The 25,854-nt window shown below is 59.4% G+C and carries 17 protein-coding genes; 6 read left to right on the plus strand and 11 right to left on the minus strand.

The features are described 5' to 3' along the window. Positions 1-4: 4 nt before the first annotated feature. The 4 genes from ABGT65_RS12765 to ABGT65_RS12780 are packed head-to-tail and all read right to left on the minus strand — an operon-like array spanning position 5 to position 8,013. Entirely contained in the window at positions 5-3,082 is a 3,078-nt protein-coding gene (locus ABGT65_RS12765) for a TonB-dependent receptor (RefSeq protein ID WP_346702690.1), read from the minus strand. 53 nt (positions 3,083-3,135) lie between these two features. Then, positions 3,136-4,248, minus strand: a complete 1,113-nt coding sequence (locus ABGT65_RS12770; protein WP_346702692.1) for a glycoside hydrolase family 43 protein — start codon at positions 4,246-4,248, stop codon at positions 3,136-3,138. 25 nt (positions 4,249-4,273) lie between these two features. Continuing rightward, on the minus strand, positions 4,274-6,136 hold the full coding sequence (locus tag ABGT65_RS12775; protein WP_346702693.1) for a right-handed parallel beta-helix repeat-containing protein: 1,863 nt from the start codon (positions 6,134-6,136) through the stop codon (positions 4,274-4,276). 2 nt (positions 6,137-6,138) lie between these two features. Further along, positions 6,139-8,013: a hypothetical protein gene (locus ABGT65_RS12780; RefSeq protein WP_346702695.1), complete on the minus strand. Its 1,875-nt coding sequence runs from the start codon at positions 8,011-8,013 to the stop codon at positions 6,139-6,141. Positions 8,014-8,219: 206 nt separating this feature from the next. Here ABGT65_RS12780 and ABGT65_RS12785 point away from each other — a divergent pair, with 206 nt between their 5' ends. Then, positions 8,220-12,170 carry a two-component regulator propeller domain-containing protein gene (locus ABGT65_RS12785; protein ID WP_346702697.1) on the plus strand — a complete coding sequence of 1,317 codons (3,951 nt, stop codon included), beginning with the start codon at positions 8,220-8,222 and terminating at the stop codon, positions 12,168-12,170. Between the two features lie 374 nt (positions 12,171-12,544). Here the strand turns inward: ABGT65_RS12785 and mobB are convergent, their stop codons facing one another. Next, positions 12,545-13,678 (minus strand): conjugal transfer protein MobB, encoded by a 1,134-nt coding sequence (gene mobB / locus ABGT65_RS12790; RefSeq protein ID WP_346702699.1) that lies wholly within the window; start codon positions 13,676-13,678, stop codon positions 12,545-12,547. Positions 13,679-13,764: 86 nt separating this feature from the next. Then, the gene (locus ABGT65_RS12795) at positions 13,765-14,184 is read right to left on the minus strand and encodes a mobilization protein (RefSeq protein ID WP_346702701.1); all 420 of its coding nucleotides are present in this window, start codon (positions 14,182-14,184) and stop codon (positions 13,765-13,767) included. Between the two features lie 517 nt (positions 14,185-14,701). Here ABGT65_RS12795 and ABGT65_RS12800 point away from each other — a divergent pair. Then, complete coding sequence (locus ABGT65_RS12800) at positions 14,702-14,938, plus strand: ParA family protein (protein WP_346702702.1); 237 nt, start codon at positions 14,702-14,704, stop codon at positions 14,936-14,938. A gap of 400 nt (positions 14,939-15,338) precedes the next feature. On the opposite strand, the gene ABGT65_RS12805 is transcribed toward ABGT65_RS12800, so the two are convergent. Together ABGT65_RS12805 and ABGT65_RS12810 are read right to left on the minus strand one after the other, a co-directional pair. Next, a complete protein-coding gene (locus ABGT65_RS12805) occupies positions 15,339-15,983 on the minus strand; it encodes a WG repeat-containing protein (RefSeq protein WP_346702704.1) in 645 nt (214 codons plus the stop codon). A 291-nt stretch (positions 15,984-16,274) separates the two neighbouring features. Beyond that, entirely contained in the window at positions 16,275-17,357 is a 1,083-nt protein-coding gene (locus ABGT65_RS12810) for a helix-turn-helix transcriptional regulator (protein WP_346702706.1), read from the minus strand. A gap of 422 nt (positions 17,358-17,779) precedes the next feature. Here ABGT65_RS12810 and ABGT65_RS12815 point away from each other — a divergent pair, with 422 nt between their 5' ends. Genes ABGT65_RS12815 through ABGT65_RS12825 form a run of 3 tightly spaced genes read left to right on the plus strand, consistent with a single transcriptional unit; the run spans position 17,780 to position 20,095 of the window. Next, on the plus strand, positions 17,780-18,679 hold the full coding sequence (locus ABGT65_RS12815; protein ID WP_346702707.1) for a flavin reductase: 900 nt from the start codon (positions 17,780-17,782) through the stop codon (positions 18,677-18,679). 6 nt (positions 18,680-18,685) lie between these two features. Next, a complete protein-coding gene (locus ABGT65_RS12820; RefSeq protein ID WP_346702708.1) occupies positions 18,686-19,504 on the plus strand; it encodes a carboxymuconolactone decarboxylase family protein in 819 nt (272 codons plus the stop codon). A gap of 12 nt (positions 19,505-19,516) precedes the next feature. Next, on the plus strand, positions 19,517-20,095 hold the full coding sequence (locus tag ABGT65_RS12825; RefSeq protein WP_346702710.1) for a flavodoxin: 579 nt from the start codon (positions 19,517-19,519) through the stop codon (positions 20,093-20,095). Between the two features lie 279 nt (positions 20,096-20,374). Here the strand turns inward: ABGT65_RS12825 and glpC are convergent, their stop codons facing one another. The 3 genes from glpC to glpA all read right to left on the minus strand — a co-directional run bounded on the left by glpC (position 20,375) and on the right by glpA (position 24,682). Then, positions 20,375-21,598 (minus strand): anaerobic glycerol-3-phosphate dehydrogenase subunit GlpC, encoded by a 1,224-nt coding sequence (gene glpC, locus ABGT65_RS12830; RefSeq protein ID WP_346702712.1) that lies wholly within the window; start codon positions 21,596-21,598, stop codon positions 20,375-20,377. 184 nt (positions 21,599-21,782) lie between these two features. Continuing rightward, complete coding sequence (gene glpB / locus ABGT65_RS12835) at positions 21,783-23,066, minus strand: glycerol-3-phosphate dehydrogenase subunit GlpB (RefSeq protein ID WP_346702714.1); 1,284 nt, start codon at positions 23,064-23,066, stop codon at positions 21,783-21,785. Beyond that, positions 23,063-24,682: an anaerobic glycerol-3-phosphate dehydrogenase subunit A gene (glpA, locus tag ABGT65_RS12840; RefSeq protein ID WP_346702715.1), complete on the minus strand. Its 1,620-nt coding sequence runs from the start codon at positions 24,680-24,682 to the stop codon at positions 23,063-23,065. Before glpA ends, glpB begins: the two co-directional genes overlap by 4 nt. Positions 24,683-25,000: 318 nt before the next feature. On the opposite strand from glpA, the gene ABGT65_RS12845 reads away from it, so the two are divergent. Further along, complete coding sequence (locus ABGT65_RS12845; RefSeq protein ID WP_346702717.1) at positions 25,001-25,774, plus strand: lipopolysaccharide kinase InaA family protein; 774 nt, start codon at positions 25,001-25,003, stop codon at positions 25,772-25,774. Positions 25,775-25,854 lie beyond the last annotated feature (80 nt).

Below are 25,854 nucleotides of genomic sequence, written 5' to 3' on the forward strand. Positions count from 1 at the left end.
AGGCTTAAAAGGTTACGTTGAGTCCGGCCGTGAAGGTGCGGACCAGCGGATAGTCGTAGATGTTGGTTGCGTTGACGCCGGCGCGCTCCGGATCGAATCCCTTGTAGCGTGTGAGCGTGAAGAGGTTCTGTCCGCTGACGAAGACGCGCAGGCCCGAAAGGTGGATCTTCGCGAGCCACTCCTTGGGGAAGGTGTATCCGATCTCGAAGTTTTTCAGACGCAGATAGGAGAGGTCCTCGACATAGTATTCCGACTTGATCGAGGCGCGCTGGCTGTCGATGTAGACGCGCTGATAGGTGTTGTTGGGGTTTTCGGGGGTCCAGCGCTTGGTCATCCAGGCGGCGGAGTTGTATCCGTTGAAGAAGGGCGATACGAGCTCGCCGGAGCTCCACCCCTCACCGCCGTAGACGCCCTGGAAGAAGGCCGTGACGTCGAAACCCTTCCAGCGGGCCCCGAGGTTGAACGAGTAGAGGAAGTCGGGGTTGGGGTCGCCCAGCGCGACGCGGTCGTGGTCCATGTCGATGATGCCGTCGCCGTTCTGGTCCTTGAAGCGGATGTCGCCGGGAGCGGCGATCAGTCCCGAGTAGGAGTTTACGGGATTTCCGTCGCGGTCGAACGTTTGCAGATGGTTGTGAATCTCCTCGTCGCTCTGGTAGATGCCCTCGATGGCATATCCGTAGAGGGTGTTGATGGGCCGTCCCTCCTCGAGGATGATGCCCGTCGTGGAGTTGAGGATCGGGCTCTGGCCTTTCAGGTCGAGGATCTCGTTGCGGTTGAACGAGATGCTGGCCCCGGCCGAGAACTCCCATTCGCGGAACATCTTGTTGTAGGAGAGGGCGAACTCACAGCCGACGTTGCGCATGCGTCCGGCATTCTTCCACGGGTCCTCGGTGAATCCGAAGATGCCCGAAACGGGGAGCTGCATCAGAATGTCGTCGGTCTCCTTGACGTAGAAGTCGCCGGTGAAGGAGAGCGATCCGAAGAGCCGCAGGTCGGCTCCGATGTTGTATTGCGTGGTGGTCTCCCAGGTCAGGTCCTTGTTGGCGATGTAGGAGGTGGCGGCGCCGGTTGCCTGCTGGTTCTCCCAAATGTAGTTGCATGAGCCGATCGAGAGGATGTCGATGCCGGCGTAGGAGCTCCAGATCTTCTCGTTTCCGAGCTGGCCCCACGATGCGCGGAGTTTCAACTCGTCGATCCAGCGGACATCCTGCATGAACTTCTCCTCGGAGATGCGCCATCCGGCCGAGAACGAGGGGAAGAGACCCCACTTGTGCCCGGTGGCGAATTTCGACGACCCGTCGTAACGGACGTTGGCCTCGAAGAGGTATTTCTCCTTGTAGTCGTAATTGAAGCGCCCGAACAGGGAGAGGCTCGTTACCTCGGTCTCCCAGCTGGAGTTCTTCTGCGTGGCGGGGTCTCCGACTTCGAGCGACGGGAGGTTGGTCGTCAGACGCGTGCGCGAAGCCTTGTAGTACTTGTTGTTCCACTGTCCCTGCTGCCATCCGGCCATCACCTTGAAATGGTGGTTCTCGCCGGCCGTGGCCCAGTAGGAGAGGGTCACATAGCTGGACAGATTCCCGTAGCGGTAGGTCGACTCGGTGATCGACGATTCGCGGGAGTTGCTTTCGCCGATGGTCTGCGATCCGTCGGCGCCGGTGAAGACCGTATAGAGCTCGACGTCCGGGGCGTAGATCTGCCCCGTTTCGGTCGTCCGGTCGAAGTTCACGGCACCTTCCAGTTTGAGGTTTTTCAGCAGCGAGAGCTGGATGTTGATGTTGCCACTGAAATTCCCGATGTCGGTCTGGTTGTATCCGCCGGCTTCGCGTGCGGCGTCGTCATAGAACCAGTCGGTCCATCCGTATCCCTCCATCCTGGCGTTGACCATCGGGGTCATGGCGACGATCCGGTAGAGCGTGTTTCCGGTTCCGTCCACGAGGTCGGTCTTGACGCCCGAATAGCCGGCGATGTTGGTTGAGATTTTCAGCCGGTCGTTCAGCAGCGAGCTCGACGCGTTCATGCGGAAGCTGTACTTGTCGAACTCCGTTCCTTCGAGGATACCGTCCTGCCCGAGATAACCCATCGACAGCGTGTAGGCCAGCTGTTCGGAACCTCCGGCGAGCTTGACGTAGTGGTTGTGCATCACGGCGGGCTTGAAGTAGAAATCCGCCCAGTCACGGTCGGGGTAGAGTGCCGGGTCGCTGCCGTCGAAGTGGTCGATATAGCTCTGGCTGTACCGGAGCTGCTGCCCCGAGTTGAGGCACGCCTCGTTGTAGAGCGTCATGTAGTCGACCGCCCCGAGGAGTTCGGGATAGCGGGTCACCTGCTGCACGGAGACATAGCCGTTGTATTCGACCGAGAGTTTTCCCGAACGGCCCTTTTTCGTGGTGATCAGGATGACGCCGTTGGCGGCCTTGTTACCGTAGATGGCGGCCGAGGCGGCGTCTTTGAGCACCGAGATCGACTCGATGTCCTTCGGGTCCACCTTGTCGAACGAGGATTCGAAACCGTCGATGATGATCAGCGGCGACGAGTCGTTGAGCGTACCGATACCGCGCACGGTGATCGTACCGCTGTCGGCGCCGGGCTGTCCGGAGGTCTGCGTCACCTGTACGCCGGTGACCTTGCCTTGCAGGGCGAGGGAGACGTCGGTGATCGGTCGGTTCTTGAAGTCGGAGGTCGAGACGGTGGCGATGGCTCCGGTGAGCTTCTCCTTGCTGGTCGAGCCGTATCCGACGACCACGACATCGTCCAGGGAGAGGGCATCCTCCTCGAGGACGATGTCCAGACCGGTGAGGGCCCGGGTCACCTTGAACTGCTGTTTCTTGTACCCGAGGTAGGAGACTTCGAGCGTCTCGCCGATCCGGGCCTGGATCGAGAAGGAGCCGTCCGACGCGGTCGTGGTGCCGGCCTGCCGCTCCTGCACGGCCACGACGACGCCGACGATGGGGTTGAGCTGTTTGTCCGTCACCTTGCCCTGGATGCGGACCTCCGCGCCGGGTTGTGCGTGCGCGGCCAGGATGAAACATCCAGCCAGTGTCGCGAGCCACAAACGCAGGTGTTTGGAATAGCTGAATTTCTTCATTTTTGATCGTTTTTAGGTTGGTAAATTTTGCTCATATTTTATTTTTTAGGTGGTCACTCTTCCCAGCGCCAGCGGTCGTGCCACTCGACGCGGAAACGGTCGCCGTCGAACCGGACGGGAAGCCAGACGTAGCGCCCGTCGGCGGCATTTTCGGGATTCCAGCGGTCGCCCATGTAGATGCAGCGGTCGGTGCCGGCGACGGTGAACAGGAAGGTGCTCTGCGAGTCGTAGGTTGTTTCGGCCAGCGGCCCGGAGCAGGGGTTCCCGCACTCGGTCCACGGACCCCAGATCGAGTCCGCCACGGCCGACCGTGCGGCATTGGGCGCCCAGCCCGTGCAGCCGGACATCATCATCCAGTAGCGTCCGTCGTGCTTGACGATGGCGGGGGCCTCCATGAACCTCCCGACGAAGAAGCGGGCATAGCGGCCGCTGTGCGAGAGGTAGTCGTCGGAGAGTTCGGCGATGTGGAGCGTGCTGTTCTCCTCGGACGAATAGATGTGGTAGGCGCGGCCGTCATCGTCGACGAAGAGCGTCATGTCGCGGGCCATCTGTCCGCCGGCCATGTCGCGCCCGACGATGTTCAACGAGTCGGGATGTTCGGGCAGGCTGCCGCCGTCGAACCGCATTCCTTCGGCGCGGCTGGGGCCGGCGTGCTGCGGCAGGGCGTTCACCGGGTAGTGCCCGGCGTTGGGGCGCACGGCTTTCAGAAACCGGTACGGACCCGTCGGACGGTCGCTGACCGCCACGCCGCTCATTGCGCCCGTATATCCGGCTCCTTTCGGTTCGAGGTGAAACCACATGACATACTGCCCGGTCCGGGCGTTTCGGATGACCTTGGGGCGTTCGAGGATGCAGCCCTTTTCGATGGGGCTTCCGGAGCCTTCGGGCTCCACGGGCAGGACGATGCCTTCATTCTGCCAGTCGTAGAGGTTCATCGACGAATAGCAGTGGACGCCGACCTGGGCGAGGTTCCCGGCCGTACCTTCGACCTTGTGTTCTCCGAACCAGTAGTAGCGTCCGCCGTCGTAGAGGATGCCTCCTCCGTGGGCGTTGATGACGGCGCCGTCGGTGTCGGTCCATACCGCTCCGGGGCGGAATTCCGGACGCGAGCACCCTCCGAGCAGGAGGAGTGCCGCGATGAGTGCCGTGAGTCTGTTCTTGCGCATGGCGTTCGTGTTTTCAGGAGGTTTCTTACTGTTTGTAGAAGAAGGTGTTGGGCTTGTTCACCACGGCGGGTGCGAATCCTGCCTGACGGGGATTCAGCCGGACCGAGTCGCAGGCCACGGCGCTGACCTCGACCGTGCGGTCGCCCTCGAAGCGGTTGCCCGAGATGTCGGCCTCCCGGCAGTATTGCAGGTCGATGTAGGAGAGCCCGTCGAAGATCGGCGGATAGTCCCGGCTCTGGATGAAGCGGTTGCCGGTGATTTCCAGCCGGTCGACGCTCAACGCGTAGATGACCTGCGAATCGAAGGTGCGGACGGTATTGCCGGTGAAAACGATGCGTCCGTGGTAGCGGAAGTCGCCGCCGCGGCCCGCGGTCGGGATTTCGGGGGATATTTGCAGCACGGACTGGGGATTTTCGCCGCCAGTTCCGAAGTTGACGAAGGTGTTGTTGCGGATGAGCACGTCGCGCACGCTGCCCGACTCGAACCAGGAGTTGGCGTCGCCTGCGATCAGTACGCCGGCCATCATCGACGAGAAGTAGTTCTCCTCGACGACGACCCGGCCCGGTGTGGAGATCAGGATGCTACGGGCACGGTTGTTGCGCACCGTACAGCGTCGCATCTCGACGGCGGGCATGTGGCAGGGGTTCTCGACGGCGAGGAGTTCGGGCAGCGAGTCGGGAAGGTCGGCGGCGGAGCGGATCTCCCAGGTTTCGTCGTCGAGCGGCCGGGCCTCTTCGGCCACGAAGGTGCACTGCGGGCGGAGCGAGACGCGGTCGATGAGCCGGAGCGTGTCGCCCTTGCGCGCGAAGTCGAATCCCTGCTGCTGGACGTGCCCGAAACGGGCCGTGAGGAGCCGTCCTCCGCGGATCGAGTCGACACGCAGGTAGGTTCCGTGAACGTTCGTCGCATCGTCGAGCATGTTCTCGAAGAGACAGCCGTCGAAGCGGATCGTACCGCGGCAGTTGACGAAGTGGGTGGCGTCGGCCGATGCGGAGATGAAGCGGCCGGAACCCTCCCGCAGGCGGACGTCGAAGCCGTTGAGCGAGATCTCCTCCGAATTTTCGCAAATCAGCGCCATGGCTCCCGAGGCATGGATGACGCTTTGTTCGATGGTCAGCCCGCGCGTGGCGTGCACGACGATGCCCGGGCAGTGGCGGTTTTCGCGGAACGGGCCCTTGTCGGCGAAGATGGAACCCACGGGCGGGAGTTCCGGCGAGAGGAACCCGAAGAGCCGGACTGTGTCCTTGCCGAGCATCTCGGCCTTCAACTGTCCCTTCCAGTAGGGGTGCAGGAAGCGGGCCGTGTTGTAGTAGGGGGCGCGGGTTTCGGGATCGAAGACGATGTTGTCGCCCTGGGTGCGCTCCCAGTCGTATCCGGAGAAGTGCAGAGCCCCGTCGACGACCCGGACGGGATTCCCGCTGGTGATTTTCAGATCGACGCCCCGGATCTCGGGGTGCCGGGCGATCACGCGGCCTTCCAGCACGAACGGAAGGTCGTAGTCAAACGTCAGGCCGCGGAGCGTCACCTCCTCGCAGTCGGCAATGTAGAAAGGTACGATCGCTCCGTGGAAACGGAATTCGGTGTCGTTCCCGCAGATGGTGACCCGGCGCATGCCGTCCAGCGGGAAGGCGATGCGTTTGGTTCCGTTGTCGTTGTTCGAGACCCGGAGGAAGCGCTCTTCGGCCTCTTCGGGGTAGAAGTCATAGACGCCGGGATTGAATTCCAGCCGGATCTCACCCTGTGGATGTTCTCGGAGGATTTCGCGGATGAGGGAGGTGTAGTCCGTACGGCCGTCGAGCGGAATGGAGATCTGCCGCACGTGCTGCCTGCCGCACCCCTGGAACAGGAGGCCGAGAAGGGCTGCGAGATACAAAAATGGCAATTTCATGATTATCGGTCGGTTAGTTTGGGGGTGATTTCGAAGGTTCGAGCTCCGGACTGTACGATCTCCGAGGCGCGCATGTGGTCGATGCAGATGTTATGTCCCGGGAAGTCGGGGCTCAATTGGTTGCGGCTGATCCGGACTTTGCGGCAGCCGTCCAGATAGAGGTTGCAGGGGCGGTAGAAGGGCTTGAACGTGTGGGTCCGTTCCAGCGTGTTCCGCGAGAAGGTCAGCCCTTCGACCGAGCGGGCGAACAGCACGGCGTAGTCGAAATGGCGGAACGTATTGCGTTTGATGCGGATGTTGCGATGGTAGGCTGCGACCGTCTCGTCTGCAGGCCGGAAGGAGGGCGAGATCGAGATGACACCCTCACCCCATCCCCACGGAGCGTCGATCAGGTTGTTGCCCGAGGTGTAACAATCTTCAAAGATATTGTCGCGGATGACCACATTCCCGACGGCGCCGGATTCGAACCACAGCTCCGTATCGCCCTCGATCAGCACGGCGGCGCCGGCCGAACGGAAATAGTTGTGCTCGATGCGCACCCTGGCGGGAGTCGTCACCAGAATCGAACGTCCGCGGTTCTGTTTGAGCATCCGGCAGTTGCGGACGATCAGTTTCGGGCAAAGCGAAGCGTTTTCCAGAATGTGCCCCGCAGCGATCCGTCCGGAGACAGGCTCCTTGAAGTGCAGGAGATAGTCGTGCGTTCCCTTGATCGGGCTTGTGCCGAGGGCCGTCAGCGGGCGGCTTCGCTGCATGGTGGCCGTGTCGAGAGCCCAGACCCGTTCGCCGGGGCGGAACCCCGAGTCGCGGCCCGTGGGGGCGATCCGCACGGTGTGGTCGTCGCAGACCTCCGTGACCGGGGCGTACATGCCGTGGACATTGGTGAAGTCATCGCCCGAACCGCTGACCGAGCAGCCGTCGAAGAGAATCGTTCCCGTGCAGCCGATGAAATGGGTGGCGTCGGCAATGGTGCTGAACATCCGCCCGGCCTGCTCGTCGGCGACGATGTCGAGTCCGATCATCGCGATGTTGCGCGTGCGGACGGCGAAGACGCCGCAACTCAACGTATGGTGGATGGTGACCTCCTCGATGCGGACCTGTTCGCTGTCGAAGATCTCGATGCCGTTGACGATGTAGCGTCCGTGGTGGAAGACGATGACCGTTCCGGAATCGGGCTTCATGGCCGGGCGGTAGTGGAACCGTACGCGATTGCCTCCGAGGTCGGAGACCCGGGCCCGGAACATCTCCCGGCCCAGCGGTACGTCCCGCGTCTGATAGACCAACTCATGGGTCTTTCCGTCATAGAGGTTGGCGTATTCGGGGACGATGCGCTGGATGCCGTATTCGCCGATGAAGACGAGCGAATCGCCCTGTACGGCGTAGGGATAGCGGAGCGTGTCGATCTCCATATCAAGATAGGTATCCGTGGCCCGGACGATCGTGGCCTGCGAGTTGTAGGGGCGCTGCCAGTCGATCCGCAGGTTCCGGATCGTGACGTTCCGGGACTCCATAAGCCGCAGGGGCTTCATCAGTCCGTGGAAGATCCAGTCGCAGCCCTGCCCGTCGATTTCGACGTTCCGCATCCGTTCGAGATCCAGCGCCGTGGTGGGTTGCCCGGCATCCTGTCGCTGCGGATCGGGGAAGAAGTCGTAGCGTCCCGGAGCGAACCGGATCTGCAACGCCTTGTCGTTGCGGTGTTCGTCGAGGATCTTCCGGATGATCGGAAGCGCGTTCTCGCCCGTGCCGGGTTGCAGCCCGTAGTCGGCGACGCGGACGACCCTCCGGCCAGCGTTGCCGGCCGTGGCGTGCGGACATCGGCCGAAGATGCCGGCCGACAGCAGGAGCAGCGAGCAAAGAAGGGTGCGCTGTGTGGAATTCATGGTCTGGTTGAGGTTTTGTTTATAACAAAATTAAAAGAATTCCGGCGTCTCGTGCTATCCCGGTGTTTAGAAAGATTGCGGCTTCGGTTAGGAGTTTGTTCGGCGATGCGTTTTGAACAAACAGATATATTTCGTGAACAAAAATACAAGCTTCAAATGGCCGAAAATACAAATTTATATCTTAACTTTCGGGAAAAACCAACCGGATGAAACACTTTTCGGTCCTTTTTTTCTGCCTGCTTCTCCGTCTTTTTCCTGTTTGCGCACAGCACGAAGAGGAGATCTGGAACTATGAACATTTGAGCAAGAACGACGGGCTTTCGAGCAATCGCATCACGGCGCTGGGCGACGACCGTTACGGCCGGATCTGGATCGGGACCTCCCAGGGACTGGATATTTACGACAGCCGTTCGCTGAAAAAAGTCGAACCCTACGCCGGCCTGGAAATCTACTCGCTCCACGACACGGGTGATCGGATCCTCGTCGGGACGGCGCTCTTCGCCGAGGCTTATGACTATGCGAGCGGCCGCTTTTCGCGCCTGAGGTGGAATGGCCGCGATGTGGGGTATGTCCGTACGATTCTGCAAGTCGACAGTACAGTGCTGCTCAAAACCCAGAACCGGATTTACCGCTGCGACGGCGACCGGCTGACACTTGTTGCTGACGGGACACCCTACGAATACATGTGCTACGACAAATTCGGACAGCTGTGGGGATTGTCGAAGGACCGGGTCTATCGGATCGACCGCTCGTTCGGGATTGCCGCGACCTATAAACTGGCTAGTGTTGACCACTCTCCGTTGGTTGGGGTCCAGCTCTACGCCGACTCGAAGGGATGCGTCTGGGTCGGGACCGTCAAGGACGGCCTCTATCGTTACAACCGGACGAAGGACGAATTCTTACACGAGCCGATTGCTGCCCGTTTCGGGGTGTCGGAGATTGAGAACATCGCCAGCTTGAACGAAGACCGTTACGACCGCCTCTGGATCGGCCACAACAATGGCGTCTCGGTCTATGACTACAACAATGATTTTTTCTGCAATTACGTCTGTGAACATAACGACAATGCGGTGCTGAATACCGTGGTTTCCATCTTCCGGACCCGGCGTCAGGACATGCTGCTGGGAACCTATTTTGCGGGTCTCTTTTCGATCGGCGAACTCGAATCCGGCGTCGAGTTTCATACGCTAGGTTCGGTCGGTGCGCACCGCTTCCGGAACGTGACGGCGAACGGCATCCTGCGCGACGAACGGGGTAACTGGTGGGTGGCGACCAACAGCACGGGAATCGATGTGCTGGACCCTTCGGGCAACCTTGTCCGGCGCATTTCGAGCCGCACGCACGGCATCAACGACAATATCCTCGCCTTGCAGCAGGATCGGCGCGGGAATCTCTGGGCGGGGTCGTTGTCCAGCGGGCTTTACCGTTTCCGGGCCGACGGCTCGGTCCGTCTCTATACGCGCCGGACCGACCGTCCCGGGTCGCTTTCGGGAAGCAACGTCCTGTCGCTTTGCCCGCTGAATGCCGATACGATGTTCGTGGCACACGAGAAGGGAATCGACATCTACCGTTACGCCACCGACGATTTCTCGGTGCTGTGCGAATGCGGGGCGGAGGATTTCGCCTTTTATGATGTTTTCACGCATGGCGATACGGTCTGCTTCGTCAATTTCAAGTCGGTCGTCTGTTTCGACAGGGCTTCGGGTCGGGTCTCCGAATACAAGGCTCCCGAATCGAAGGGGCTCGCGCCCTATTTTCAGAGCGGATGGATGGATGCCTCGGGTCGGTTGTGGCTGGGAACGACCAAAGGGGAGGTGTGGTGCTTCGAGTCCGGGCGCTTCGCTCCGGTGGTGCAGGGCCATCCGAAGATCAACGGCGGCATTGCCGGCATGCGCGGCGATGCGGACGGGCATTTGTGGCTGGCGGCGGGCAATGACCTCCTCCGGTTGGACTCCCTCGGGGAACTGCGCCGTTACAGCCTTGCGAAGGGGATGGGAACCAACGAGTTCAACGTCCGTTCGTCCTATGTGGGCCCGGATGGCGGGATCTGTTTCGGAACGACGAGCGGACTGGTCTCGTTCCATCCGTCGAGGTTGGAAAACCGACCTTCGCAGCCGGTGACCCTGTTCCTCTCCGGCTTGAAACTCGCCGACCGCCCGGTGCCGGTGGGTGACGGCGTGCTGGATCGTCCGCTCAACGAGACGGAGAAGATCGTCCTAACCCACGACCAGCGGTTCGTGACCTTCGAGGTCTCTGTGATCGACTACGATGTTTTCCGCACGTCGTCCTATGCGTGCCTTTACCGGTTGGAGCATTTCGATGACAACTGGTACGAACTGGGCCCCCGGCAGGAGATCTCCTATACGGGACTGCCGACGGGCCGTTACCGGCTTGCGGTGCGTCTCGTGGCCGATGACGGGACGCTGCTCGACGAGCGGCGGATTGTTGTCCGGGTTCGCCCGCCGGTGTTGTTGAGCGGCCCGATGATCGGTCTTTACATCGTGGTGCTGGGCCTTGTGGTCTGGCAGTTCGTGCGGCTGTTGCGGCGGCAGCGGTTCGCGCGTTCGCTCGTCGAGCAGGCGCGCCGGGAGCAGGAGACACGTTCGCGGATCAACGCCCTGAAACTCGACTTTTTCAGCTTCATCACCTACGAGTTCAAGACTCCGCTGTCGGTGCTTTCGACCTTGCAGGACTCCGTGCTCCCGCCTCCGGGCGGAGATCCCGGCAGCGATCCGGAGATCTTCCGGCGCAATATCAAACGGCTCGGATTCCTGGTCGATCAGTTGCAGGATTTCCGCAATATCGAATCGCGGAACATCGCGCTCTCGATCCGCAAATACGACTTCGTGCCCTTCCTCGATGGCATTTACCGAAGTTTCGTGCCCCTTTACGACCGCAAGCAGATCGTGCATGGGTTCCGCTCCGAGGTCGGGAACCTGCCGATGCTGTTCGACGCGGCGAAGATGGAGATGATGCTGGGCAACCTGCTGGGCTATACGTTCAAGTCGGTCCCGACGGGCGGGGAGTGCCGGCTGCGGCTTGCTGTCGACGGGGAGCGGGCCGTGGTCGAGCTCTTCAACAGCGGATCTTGCATGAGCGAGGAGCAATGTCAGGCCGCTTTCCGTTCCTATGATGCCGGCGGTCTGCCGGAGAGCGGGATCGGGCTGGCTCTGGTCAAGAGCATCGCGCAGCTGTTCGACATGCGGCTTTCGGTCGAGGCGGTCCCGCAGCAGGGCAACCTGTTCCGGATCGAGATTCCGCTCGTCCCGGACGACGGGGCGGTGACCGAACAGCCGGAAGCCACGACGGGGATTGTTGACCGGATCGTGGACCATACGATCGGTTTCGAGGAGGCTTCGCAACCCTGTTTCCTCGATGCCGACGGACACCGGAAATTCCGGATCCTGCTCGTCGAGAACGATGCTGACTCCAAACGGGTGTTGACCAAGCGTTTGCAGAAACATTTCCATGTGTCGAGCGCGGCGACGGGCGACGAGGCGCTGTTGCTGCTCAAATCCCAGAATATCGACGTGGTCATCTGCGACATGCAGCTGTCGGGCACGAGCGGGGCGAATCTGTGTGCGATGATCAAGCAGTCGAACCGTACGCGCCACATTCCGGTGATTCTGGAAAGTTTCGAGCTCTCGGGCGAGAACCGGATCCGGGCGTTGCAGTGCGGAGCCGATGCGATGTTCCAGAAGCCGATCAACTTGCAGGAGCTGTTCCTGCAACTGAACAACCTGCTGCGTACGAAAGATGTACTGCGTGACTACTACCTGGCGGCGGGGAGCGCGGGTGTTCCGACCGGGGAGGTGAACAGCACCGACGAACGCTTCATCCTTTCGGTCACGAACTACGTTTACGGCCACTTGGACGATCCGAATCTGTCGGTCAACAATTTGGCACAGCACGTGAACGTGAGCCGTACACAGCTGTATCTGAACATGAAACGTCTGTTCGATCAGACGCCCTCGGTATTTATCCTGCAAATCAAGATGCGCGAGGCGGCGAAACTGCTCCAAACGACGGACAAAACCTCGTCGGAGATCTCCTACCAACTGGGGTACTGCAATCCGAACCATTTCAGCCGTCAGTTCAAGGAGTACTACGGGGTTTCTCCGAGCGAATACAAACGAGCCAAAGGCAGAAATGAATAAATTTGATAAAAAATTAGTTCGTCGATATTTACAAACTTCCGAATGAATAACGCTCTTGACAAAATGCAAATTATTTATATGGCAGGGCTTTGCTATTTTGCGAAAGAAATCTTGACTTACCAATGAAAGGCTCTTATGGCAATATTTGAACCAACTGAATTGATTGGTTTAAGGCGTAGTCGAATTAAAACGACACAATATTGTAGATTTTAGAAACTGCCCGGAAGTCCGGACTACAAAAGAGGCAAAGATACCCTGTGCAAACGAGGCCAAGAGCTGTTCTTTTGGCATCTTTGCATGGGGTGGCTATCTGCTGGACCGGGTGGCAGTGACGGGTGTTCATTGAGCCTGTGTAGTATAAATATGAGGTTGGATCAGTGCCGATTCATGGACCTTTTCTTCTTTTTCCGAATCTGCTGTTGTTGCTCTTCGTAGGTTTGCACATCTGCCAATTCCAGAATCGCGTCCAACGGATGGATCAACTGATCCGACTGATATAGTTCTTTTGAGGAAGATTGTGGTTGTTTAGAGGTACTCCGAGAAACACCCATACTCATCGTTTCGGTATGGAACTGCTGCTCGAAGGCATTGGCCGAGAAACTACGGCCCAGCAGGGATCCGTTGGCTGCGATTCCCTGCTTGTGGTCGATAAAGGTTACGCCGTAGATTCGTCCCGCAGCATTGAGGCGGAATACCGCATCAACACCCTTGTCGTGCAGCCGCTCGCAGAACTCCGCCCGGCTTGAACACCGCGCCATTTCATCAACAACCTTTTCCCGCAATCCGTCAAGAGCTCCGGGCTCCTTCAAGGCCGTTTTCGAACGCTCATAGTAGCGTTGCAGGGCCTCATATCCGACATCCTTCCCGATGCGGCTCGACTTGAACGGCGTTCCGATGCCATGACCATCGTCGGTCAGCGCCCCGTAAATCATCCCGGCATAATCGCGTCCGTCGATGGTTCCGGTTCGCTCCTCGACCGAGACATTGAAGGTTTCGAGCAGCGTCCGCCACTCTCCGAAGGAGGCGCAGCGGTAATGCCGCAGGCACGACCTTACGGTGGAGGAGACCTGCTGCTTGACATCGCCCTTCTGATAATCCACCTTGCGCAATTCCTCCCGATCCTGCAGCTCCTGGCCTTTGATGCTCGGGTGTAGCCCGTATTTTTGCTCGAGGTCCCGCGTAATCTCTACGGAACGTCGGGCCTCGAAGTCATGAGGCAGTTTCCGCCCCTCTCTGTCGATACGAAGCGACACGATATGCAGGTGCTCGCGCGCAATATCCCGGTGCTTGAATACGATGTAGGACTGCTCGCCGTAACCCATCCGCTCCATATATTCACGGGCGATCTCGCCCAGGTGCTCATCGGTCAGACGGTCTTCGGGCGAGGGGTTCAGCGAAACGTGGAAAACCGTGTTGGTCGTTCGCCGGTTGGCCTGCAGGAAGGGTTCGAAGCTGGCCATACACCGTTCGTGGCTCATGTGGCCCGTGGCATCGAACGGATCAAGCATCCGATTTCAGAAGAGCACCTCGGCCTGCCCCCGGTTGGCCTTCTCCTCGTTGTAGCGGATGGCGCCGCCGACGGTCGCTCCCGTCCTTATATTCGCAACCATCCTGCGGCCTGTTTGGTAAGATTCAGAATCTCGACACTCAATGCTTTCAACTCGCGGGTATGCTGTTCCAATGCAGCGATCTGGCGCGGAATCGAGACGTTGGAGAAGTGGCTGTTGATGGTCCGGACCACCTGATTGTAGTTGTTCCCAACGCGCTGAAACTGGAAGTAAAGGTCGTTGAGACGTGCCAGAAACTCGACCTTTGAAGGATCGCGACGGATGACTTCGAAGCGCTCGGCAAAGAGTCGTTTGACGATAAACCGGCTGCGGTTGTGCTCCAATCCGGCGGCAGCAAGCATTTCCTTAAACCGAATATTCTCCGCTGTTGTCAACTTGAAATTGTAACGATGGATTCTGGGAGCGGTAGCCGTTGGCCGACCGGTTGGCTTTTGAGTCTTCATCATATTATACAGCATATTCATGTGGCGCGACTTGGGAGCGTTCCGCCTCGCAGAGCGAGGACCTTTGTCGGACAAACCGCCGGTTGTCGGACAAAGGTACACCTCGCTCCCGTCAGGCGACGGGTACAGTTCCAGCATTGGCAGAGGGCAATTTTTCTCTCGAAAAGGCATCTCCGAAACAAAAAATCATGGGCAGATTCTCCGCTGCAATATTACGAGGATCTTCGGGGATTAAAAAACGCGGTTGTCGGCCATGCGAGGCCTCCGGAGGACACCGGGAACCAACCTCTAAAAACCGCATTACCTTGCGGGCAGATGGATTCAAACCGACACATGACGGCATGTATATTCGATGGAGAAGAGATTTCTCCAAATAAATATTTCCGGATTTACAGATTTCCGGAAATCTGGATTTCTGGATTTCTGGAAATATCCACCCGAACGGAGATTCATGCACATTCATGGATATAGAGTTGAAAATCCAACACGACCAATCATTAACTCCTCAAATCTTCAAACGATGAAAACATCCGATCAACAAACATCCGGTTCCCGGAACATCTCCATCTGCAATCAGAAGGGAGGTGTCGGCAAGTCGGCTCTTACGACGCTTCTCGCCAGCTATCTGCACTACATCTGCAAACGCAAGGTGCTGGTTGTCGACTGTGACTATCCTCAATGGTCGATCTACACGCAACGCACCCGCGAGTTGGAGATCAAATTTATTGGTTCTTATTTTGAGATAAGAAATATATAACGTATCTTTGCTTTGTAGCAAGGGAAAGTATTGGGGTGTAAAATTTCTCCAACAAATCAGTGACCCGACAATGAAGGATCAGCTACAACACATTGATATATAGAGGTAAATAATCATAGGTTCGAATCCCGTTTTCCGCTCAACAGAAAGAGGAGGGTTAAAAACCCTCCTCTTTCTGTTGATGATGGTAGGTGGTTCGCTGCCCGCGACCCTCGGCATTCCTTTCAGGGGAGAGGGGGGGTACGGTCTTCGCCTCCTCACCAAAAAACAGGAGGGCCTGTCAGGTCCTCCTGTCGCAGAGAGAGAAGAGAGCCGAAAAGGGTCGGCAAGCCCGTAGAAAATGACAACGATTCATCCGACACTGCAGGGCCCCGGTACCCCGGACCCCCGCACCATTCAATTACCGGTTCAGACGCTGTACCGCACTGCGGGCATCGCCCGAACTGTTGAACCGGGGCTGTATGACCATCGTCCCCCGGAGGTCGATCGCGCCCCAACGGCCGTCCGAAACCTGCACCACCGCCAGATTCCGGTTGAAATCCGAAGCACTCCGGAATCGGGGCGTAATGGCCCAGCGCCCGTAATGATCCAGATAACCGTACAGTCCCGTCGCCGGATCCTCCTGCGCCCAAAGTTCAAGCCCCGTCATACGGCCTTTGGTAATCGACTGCATGGCCTCCGCCGCGTCGCCCGAACTCGAAAAAACGGCCGGTATGACAAACTGCCCCGAAGGATCGATCACTCCGTAACGACCCCCAAGCCGTACCCGGGCCATGCCGTTGCTACCGAACGACTGCACACTCTCGAAACGAGGCGGGATAACCCACATCCCCAGATCGTTGATATAGCCGTAAAGACCCGTTGCAGGATCCTCGGCCGGTGTATAACGGCGCCCCGCCTGGCCGGGCACCCCAACCGGAGCGGCCAGCCCATCCGATACCGAACCCGATGTCGGACCCGACAGCAGTCCCGTGAAGGCCGGGCCCATGATCGAACAGGAGCTCAGCAGACCGCCGACAATCAGATACAGAAAAATTCGTTTCATGGTGATTTATCGATGCAGAATGTAGTTGCGGACCAGTTTGCAGGGAATCAGCAGCAGCATGGACGGCCGGTATTTGACAAATGTGGCGCCGCGCTCCCCAAGTCGTCGGATGCCGCAAACAAGAGATGCACACCCGTGACGGCAGCCAGAAACAGAACAGCGAATTTCTTCATAAAAGGGTTTTGATGGTCTTGGCGGTACTGATACAAAGATATTCGCAGCCGTCAAAAACTGCGGATCAATACGTCAATTGTTGCGTCAATGGCACAAAAACCCCTTGAAACCCGTTTCTCAGGCGGTCGGAACGGTGGATTTCCCGCATCCCCGGTCAATCCGATAGCGCGTGGGCGTGCAGCCGTAACGGCGGATAAAGAAGCGACGGAAGGTCGACAGCGAGTTGAATCCGCAGCTCTCCGCAATGGCCTCGATGGTCAGCTGGCACTCCGGATCGCCGAGGCGTTCTGCAACGGCTCGGATCCGGTAGTCGTTGACATATTCGTAGAAACTCGTGCCCAGCGTATGGTTGAGGTAATCCGACAGGTAGGTGCGGTTCGAGCCGAGGCGCTGCGCCACTTCCCCGATGGTCAGACGGGGATTGAGCCAGATTTTCCGCTCGTCGAAGAGACGTTCGAGCTCCGCGGCGAACTCCGGACGCACCGGTTCGGGCTGCGGGTCCGAGGCCTGTGATGCGGGGGCATCGGACAATACGAGGGGCTGCTGCCTGTGGATGTTGTAGCAGATCACAACCCACAAAAAGCCCGAGGCGACATTGTAGATGATGTCGGCCGGAATCGAGACCTGGAGGGCCGAGTAGGCCCAGACCGAGAGAAAAAGAATGAAGAAGACAAGCAGTTTCCAGAGCCACTCCAGATCGAGATTCTCCGTATTCGAGAAGTTCTCCCGCAGCGTGCGGTTGTAGGCCGGGATGGTGTGGAAGAGCTGCGTGATCACCCACAGGGAGTAGGCGAGGGCGCCGAGGATGTCGAGGTGGAAGACGACATCCGAAGGGTAGAATGCGAACAACGCCAGCACGCCGAGAAACGGCAGTTCGTGACGCAGCGCCCGGCGCCAGGCAAACCACCCCGGCGCGGTCAGTTCGAAGAGCAGGAAGGCGCAGGTCGGGACGGCCAGAATATCGATGCAGATGCAAAGGCGTTCGAGATAACGGTCGGGCATGGCGTTATCGATCAGCAGCATGTCTTTCAGGTGGAGCAGGGACCAGAAAAGCAGAACTCCGCCCAGAAGCCGATGCAGCCGCCGTTTCCCTCGGTTGGCCACGAAGTAGACGCCCATCGCCAGCAGAAGACAGAAAATTACGATTTGCGAATAAAGACGCCACGAGACGGGCATTATGTCGAATATCTGGACGTTCATGGACTGGATTTGAGGAGAACAAATATACGCAAAAAGTCCGACGAATCCAACATTTCAGTCCGTCGATTATGCTATTCCGGAGAAACCGTCCCCACAGACCGGAATCCCGTCCCGGAGCGGCAGATCGAAGCGTGGGAGGAGGGGGGGGGCTCTCCGGGAGGCGCATCCCGACTTCCGAAACGGCCCGTGCGATACGGGACATCCCCTTCATCAGTAAAAATGGTAAGAATTACCCACATATCGTTACGCCGTTTTGCACCGAATGCGGTACCTTTGTCATACGGAAAACCGGAGACATCAAAGGAATGAAAAGACACGAAGGCTTGATAAAATCGACGGCCTGCATGCTGGCCCTCTCCGTTCTGTTTTCATGCGGCCCGACGCGGAGTGAGCATGCCGGCCACCAGCAAAATACAACGCATATGGAAAAAGTGAATCTCGGAAACCTTCCGGCTCTCTACCCGAAACCGCTGACAGTGGTCGGTGCGGAGGTCGAAGGGAGGGTCAATTGGCTCGTGGTAGGGCATACGGGAATCATCGGTCACGACCGGATTCTCGTGAGCATGAGCAAAAGCCACCATACCAATCAGGGGATAAAAGATTCCAAAAAACTATCCATCAACCTCGTCAGCCGCGAAATGTTGCCCAAAGCCGACTATGTGGGCAGCGTGAGCGGCGCGTCGGTCGATAAATCGAAAGTATTCGAATATCATTGGGGAGAGAACGGCACACCCGTAATCGATATTTCGCCGCTGACGATGGAGTGTGACGTGGTGGAGATCTACGAGACCGAAGGCTTCGACAACTTCATCTGCTCGATTGCCAATACCTATGCCGCTCCCGATGTGCTCGACAGCAACGGCAAACTCGACTATACGAAGCTGAAACCCGTGCTGTTCGAGTTCCCGACCTATTCCTATATCGCCACCGGAGAGATTATCGGCAAATGCCTGAACTTGGACAAGCAGCCGGGAATGTGCGCCAAGGAGCCGATGACCGCCGACGGTATCGTGCGGCTGTCGAAAGTAGAGGTTTACCCGCAGTACCTCGACGAGTATATGGAATACGCGACCGAGGTGGGCGAAGTCTCCCTGCGTACCGAACCGGGCGTGTTGACGATGTACGCCGTCAGCGAAAAGGAGAATCCCTGCAAGGTAACAATTCTTGAAACATACGCAAGCCGTGAAGCTTACGAGAAGCACATCGCCTCGGAGCATTTCCAGAGATACAAGCAGGGAACGCTGCACATGGTCAAATCGCTGGTATTGTCGGACCAGACGCCGCTCAATCCTGCCAACAAAATCAATAATTTCATACAGTAAACGGTTATGAAAAGCATCCTTTTATTTTCATTATTCGGCATTTTAACACTCAATGTTATGGCACAGGAAAAAATCGTACAGACAGCCGGGCGCGACCAGTTGGGCGAATTCGCCCCGAAATTCGCGGAGTTGAACGACGACGTTCTCTTCGGCGAGGTATGGAGCCGCACCGACAAGCTCGGTCTTCGTGACCGAAGCTTGGTAACGATTACCTCTCTTATCAGTCAAGGTATCACAGACAACTCGCTCGTATTCCACCTCCAGTCGGCCCGCAAAAACGGAATCACCCGCACCGAGATCGCCGAAATCATTACCCATATCGGTTTCTATGCCGGGTGGCCCAAGGCTTGGGCGGCGTTCCGTCTGGCCAAGGAGGTATGGGTCGAAGACACCCCCGGCGAGGATGCCCGGGCTGCCTTCCAGCGCGAAATGATCTTCCCCATCGGCGAGCCCAACACCGCCTATGCGCAATATTTCACCGGGCAAAGCTACCTCGCGCCGATCTCCCGCGAACAGGTGAACGTCTCCAACGTGACGTTCGAACCCCGCTGCCGCAACAACTGGCACATCCACCGCGCCTCCAGCGGCGGCGGACAGATGCTTATCGGCGTGGCCGGGCGCGGCTGGTATCAGGAGGAGGGGAAACCCGCCGTGGAAATCCTCCCCGGAACGGTGATCCACATCCCGGCGGGCGTCAAGCACTGGCACGGTGCCGCCGCCGACTCCTGGTTCGCACACCTCGCCTTCGAAATCCCCGGAGAGAACACCTCCAACGAGTGGCTCGAACCCGTCACCGACGAAGCCTACGACCAACTCTCAAAATAAAGACGGACACCCATGTATAAACTCGTTCTGGCAGGCGTGTCGGCCCTCTTCATGGCAGCCGCAGCCTGCGCACAACCCAATCAGACCATGAACAGCACACAACCGAATCCCAGGATCCTCGTCGCCTGTTTTTCGGCAACCGGCACGACCGCCCGCATCGCCGAAAAGGTGGCCGCCGCTACGGGTGGGACACTTTACGCCATCACCCCGGCCGAACCCTACACGGCGGCCGACCTCGACTGGACCGACAAACGCTCGCGCAGCTCGCGGGAGATGAACGACCCGAAGGCCCGGCCCGAGATCGGCGGGGAGAAAATCGACATGACCCGTTATGAGGTGATTTTCGTCGGGTATCCCATCTGGTGGGACCTCGCTCCGCGCATCGTCGAGACCTTCCTCGACCGTTACGACCTGGGCGGGAAGACCGTCATTCCCTTTGCCACGTCGGGCGGCAGCGGAATCTCGAACAGCGCCGCAGCCTTGAAAAAGGCCTATCCCCAGGCTGCGTGGCGGCCGGGACGGCTGTTGAACCGGGCGGGCGATGCCGAGGTCCGCGCCTGGGTCGAACAGGTCCTGAAAGTGGAAAATTGAAAATGGAAAACAGGAAATTCCGATCCGCCATTTCCCATTCCACACACCGCCCAAAAATCGCACACCCCACGAAAAAACCGGAAGGTCTGGTACCTTCCGGTTTTTCGCATTTCACGCCCTCCGCACGGATCAGGAGGCGAAGAGGTCCGGCAGTTCCTGGTCCCACTCCAGCGTGTTGATGTTGAAGAGCGTCGTCCGCGAGGCCCCGGTTCTTCAGCTCGTCGAGCAGGTTCTTCGGCAAGCAGGGTAGGTCCGATTCCGTTCCCCGGAACGGCCCCGCTACGCCAGTCGCGAAGCCAAGATGTGCAGCGGGTGTTCGCAGGGCTTCGAGGTCGACATCTCGATCTGCCATTTGCAGGTCTCGCAGTCCGTGGCCACGATGTCGGCCCCCGACTCCTCGATCTGGCGGAACAGCGGAGCTCCGATAGCCTGCGAGACCCCGTAGTTCTCCTTCTTGAATCCGTAGGTCCCCCCGATGCCGCAGCACTGCGAATCGAGCACCGTGACCTCCACGCCCGGAATCATCCGCAGCAGCTCGATCGAATAGTAGCTCCAGCCCATCTTCTCCATGTGGCACGGCGTGTGGTAGGCCACGCGCAGCGGGGCAGTCTCCTTGAACTTCAACCGGGCCTTGCCCGACTGGATCAACCGGTAGAGGTAGCGCGTGGCCAGCTCGATGCGGTCGCGCACGTCGCCGTTTTCCAGTCCGAGCAGGTGGGGATACTCGTCGCGCAGCGTGAAGGTGCAGGTCGACGAGGTGGTGATCAGGTCCAGGTCGCGGCCCTTCACCGACGTGCGGATCGACTGCAGGTTCGTCGCGGCCTGACGCCGCGCCTGCTTGTAGAGCCCGTTCGAGATCAGCGCCACGCCGCAGCACTTCTCCTTGTCGAGCAGTTGCACACCGTAGCCCAGGGCGTTCATGATCCGCAGCAGGTCCTTGCCCAGCTGCGGGTTGTTGTAGTTCACGTAGCAGCCGTGGAAGTAGGCCACCTGCTTCGGGAAGGCCTCCTGTGCCGCCGCAGCGTGCTTGCGGTACCACGACGTGAAGGTCCCGTACGCATACTTCGGGAAAACGCGACGGTGATCGATCGCCATCACCTTGTCCATCATGAAGCGGACGGGTTTCAGCTTCACGGCCGTATTGACGATCGGCGCAAAGGGCGTGGCCAGCGTCCCCACGAGGTCCGTATTGGCCAGCACGAAGTTCCGCAGCGACATATTGTGCTGCGGCCCGTACTTGATGCGCGCCGCCTGGATGATGTCGCCGATACGCACGTTCGACGGGCACGCCACCTCGCAACGTTTGCAGTTCATGCAGTATTTCAGGGCGTTGTCGAAGAAATCGGGCTGTTTGAGCCGCAGACGCTCACCGTCCGGACCCGCCTGTTTCGGACCCGGGTAGTCCGGATTCGCCGCAGCCACCGGGCAGTACACCGTGCAGATCGTACATTTGATGCACTGCTCGAAATTATTCTCGCTGACGCTGTTCTGCTGGATATTCATGATTGATTGCTATTTAACATATCATCATATTTTATCTTTATTATGCTTTCGTCCGCCGTTGCTCGCGGCCACGGGCCGCGCATTCAAATCTGACCCACCCCCAAACCCCCGCCTCAGGCAGGGGCTTTATGGGAAAGGCCTTTCCGACTGTGGAAAGAAGAAGCCTTCGGTCCGCCTGCTTTCCCTAATTTTCAATCTTCAATTCTCCATTCTCAAATCTCGAAATGTTTTCCGCCACGTGGAGGGCCGAAAGCATCGAGATGCCCGCACCGCAACCCTCCTGCACCGGATGGAAGCCTGCAAGCCCCGCTCCCGCACAATACAGGTTTTCGAGCACTTTCCCCTCCTTCAAAACTCGCAGCGAGGAGTCGGTCTTCACGCCGAAGGCCTGGTAGGCCTGCCGGTCGAAGAAACGCAGCGTGTACCACTCCGCGCGATTGGCCACATACTCCGTATCGGCCCCGAAGACGGGCTCCACGATCCGGTCGGGAGTCGCCTGCAGCCCCTTGCTGAAGAAACTGCCCGTCGCCAGCACGAAATGCGCGGCCTCGAAGGGAATATTGCCGTGGTTGGCCGTGAAGATACGCTCCACGCGGGAGCCCTCCGTCTCGGCCGACACGACGCTGTCGCCCAGGAAATATTCGCCGCCCAGCGCCTGGAAACGGCGCTGCAGGGCCTGCTGGGCCCGGATGCCCGGAATCGACGGCGGAAGGGTCGGCAGCAGGTAGATCGGATGCCCGGCCCGCGAGCGCAGGAACTCCAGCGAATCGTTGCGCACAAGGCCGATCAACGCCGGAAGGATCAGCGCATCGCACGTCGGAGCCAGTCGCCGCAACTCCTCGGCCAGGGCCTCCAGATTGGCCTCCCGGTCGAAGACCCGGGCAATGTTCGCCGAACGCATCTCGCTCGGGTTCTTGCGGATCCGCTCCAGATCCGGATGGTTGAAGCTCCCGAAACGGCACTCGATGCCGAGTTTGCGGAACTCCTCGGCGATGAACTCCGGGTAGAAATCCAGAAATCCCTCCACGTTGACGATGCACACCGTCCTGAAGGGAAGCCGGGCCGCTTCGTCGGTCGTCAGATAGCCGTCGATGGTCAGCCACGTGGCCCTGGCCTTGCCCATGGGCGTAATCCGGAAGTGGTTGCGGCGGCTGTCGCCCGCAACCCGGATCCCGGCCCCGCGCAGCAGCGCCGCGGCCTCCGCCGCATAACGCGCGCAGCGCTCCGCCCCGATCACGGAGTAGGGGTGCGACGGGGCGATCTTCTCCAGTTCGGCGATCCCCGCCACCGGGTCCGTGACGGGAGTGCCGTCGGGCAGGCTCCCCAACAGATCGAACGACCCCGACGAGAAGTGGATCGCACTCTGACCCTGCGAGACAATCGCGCAGCGCTGTCCCGCTTCCGCCAGGCGGATGCCGCACGTCATGCCGGCCAGTCCGCCTCCGATGATGACTGTATCGAATCTCATTCCGATGCTGTTTTTGCTTCGTCCGACAATCCGCACACGCTCTCGTAAACCCACGTCATGTACTCGCTTTCACGCAGCGTGTCGCCCCAGGCAATCGGGGCCATGCCCTTCCAGCGCTCGTTCAGGAACGACACCAGATCGGCCTTCGCCTTCCGCGCACAGACCGGGTCCCTGCGGCCCATGAGCCCCGCGGCCCGGCAGGCGCACAACTCGCCCTGACAGGTGCCCATCCCGACGCGCGTGCGGCGCCGCAGGTCCACCAGGTTGTTCACCGCAAGGTTCTCCAGCGCGTATTCCACCTCACCGATCGAGACCTCCTCGCATTCGCACACCAGACTGTTCTGGATCGACGTCCGGCTGTCGATCTTCACCGCCTGGTCGCCGTGCCGCGAGATCGACGAACGGCGCTGGGCGATGGGTTTGTTGCGGATCTTCCTCTCGACCTCCCGGCGGTCCTCCGTCGAACCCGGCAGGGGAATCTCCGCCGTGCGGCACCGCTCCGGGTTACCGATCTTCCGGCAGACGAGGTCCGTGGCCCACTCGGCCATCAGGCGGTAGGTCATCAGCTTGCCACCCGTGATGGTGATGAATCCCTCCATGCCGTCGCGTGTGGCGTGGTCCAGCAGCACGATGCCGCGGCTCACCGTACGGCCGCTCGGGTCGTCGTCCGAAGCCACCAGCGGCCGCACCCCGGCGTAGGCCCGCAGGATGCGCGTCGTGGCCAGCGACGGCGCCAGCTTCTCGCCCTCGCGCAGCAGCAGGTCCACTTCGTCGGGCGTGATGATCATGCGGTCGATCTCCTCGTAGGGGACCTTGCTCGACGTGGTACCGATGAGCGAGATCGTGTCGCCCGGCACCAGGATGTCGGCATCGGCAGGCTTGCGGCAGCGGTTCAGCACGAGGTTGTTCACCCGGTGGCCGAAGATCAGCAGCGCGCCCTTGGCCGGGAGCATGTTGACCGTGATGCCGACCTTTGCGGCGATGCCGTGGCCCCAGATGCCGCCCGCATTGACGACCACCTGCGCATAAAACTTCAGTTCGCAACGGTTCCGGTGGTCGTAGGCCCTGACGCCGACAATGCGGTCCTGTTCGCGGAGCAGCTCCACGACTTCGGTATAGGTGCGGATCTCGGCGCCGTGGGTCCGGGCATCGAGGATGTTCGACGCCGTAAGTCGGAAGGGGTCCACGGCGCCGTCCGGAACCCGCACGGCGCCGATCAGCGTCGGATTGGCCGACGGTTCCAGCCGCAGGGCCTCCTTGGGGTCGATCACGTCGGCGCGAATCCCCGCCCGGCGGCAGGCTTCCACGAAAACGGACTGGTACTCCAACCCGTCTTCCGGGAGCGAAATAAACAGCCCGTCGGTCTCCTCGACACAATGGGAGGCAATTTTCCGCAGGATCATGTTTTCACGGATGCACTCTTCGGCCGATTCGCGGTCCGTCACGGCGTAACGGGCTCCGCTGTGGAGCAGGCCGTGGTTGCGGCCCGTCGCCCCGGTGGAGATATCGGAGCGTTCGAGCAGCAGCGCCCGGATTCCACGCAGCGAGCAGTCACGGGCCATGCCGGCTCCGGTCGCTCCGCCGCCGATGATGATGACATCATACGCATTGTTCATAGATCGGTGAATTAGGTGCGACAAATATAGGGACACTTTCGACAAAAAACAAAATAAAACGAAATAAAAAATAATTTATTTGCTTTCGAAACAAAATACTATCCTCTGAAAATCCCAAATAAAAAGGAAAACAGTTGCGAATCACAAGAAGAATACCGACCGCACGAAACCTTCAAAAAAAAAATCCGGAACCGGACGCGGACGCCCGGCGCCGAAGCCCGAAAGCGCCGACAACATCCGATCGGGAGAGATTCGGAGAAAGATCGACAAACCGCCAACCGTCTTTTTCACCTACCTTTGCCGAAAACCGAATCCCACATGAAAATAGTCGTCAATCTGAAATATGCCGGACTGGAGCCCTGGCTCCGGCAACTCGCCGATCCCGGCTGGTTCGAGCGGAACGGCACAACACTCCACAAAGGGCGCAATACGATCAAATGCTTCGAAACGGAAGGGGTGAGGCTCGTCGTCAAGCGCTACGGCCGACCCTCTCCCGTCAACCGGCTGATCTACGGAACGCTGCGGCGAAGCAAGGCCATGCGAGCCTACCTCCACGCCGGGCGGCTGCTCAAACTCGGCATCGAAACCCCGGAAATGGTCGCCGCCATCGATATTCGCCGCCGGGGATTCCTGAGCGACAGCTATTTCGTTTCGGAATGGTCCTGCGGAAAGCCCATGCGGCCGGTCACGGAACGGTATGCCGAAGTCCCCGGAGATGCGCGGATTCTGGACGCCTTCGCGGAGTTTCTGTTCCGCGTCCACAACGCCGGGATCTTCCACGAAGACCTGAATATCGGCAACATCCTCTACCGTCCCGCGGACCAGGGTTATCGTTTCGAACTGCTCGACACCAACCGCATGTCGTTTCACCGCAGGTTGTCCAAACGCCGGCGCCTGGACAACCTGCGGCGCCTCTCCTGCCCGGCCCCTGCCTATCTCCGCATTCTCGACCGGTATGCCGAACTGGTGCACTCCGATCCGGCGACCCTCCAGTTCTGGGGCGTGCTCAAACGCCTGCTGTTCGAATTCCGCCAGCGCTGCAAACGGAACCTTCGGAAAAAAATCCGGGAGACCCATCCTTCCGGAAATTAGTCCGCACCCGCCCGGTCCACCCGCCCGGCAGGACAATCCCCGCGCCGTTCCCGCTCTCGAAAAGACCCGCAACGCTCTGC

Origin of the sequence: uncultured Alistipes sp. (assembly GCF_963931675.1) — a bacterium.
In the GTDB taxonomy this organism is placed as follows: Bacteria; Bacteroidota; Bacteroidia; order Bacteroidales; family Rikenellaceae; genus Alistipes.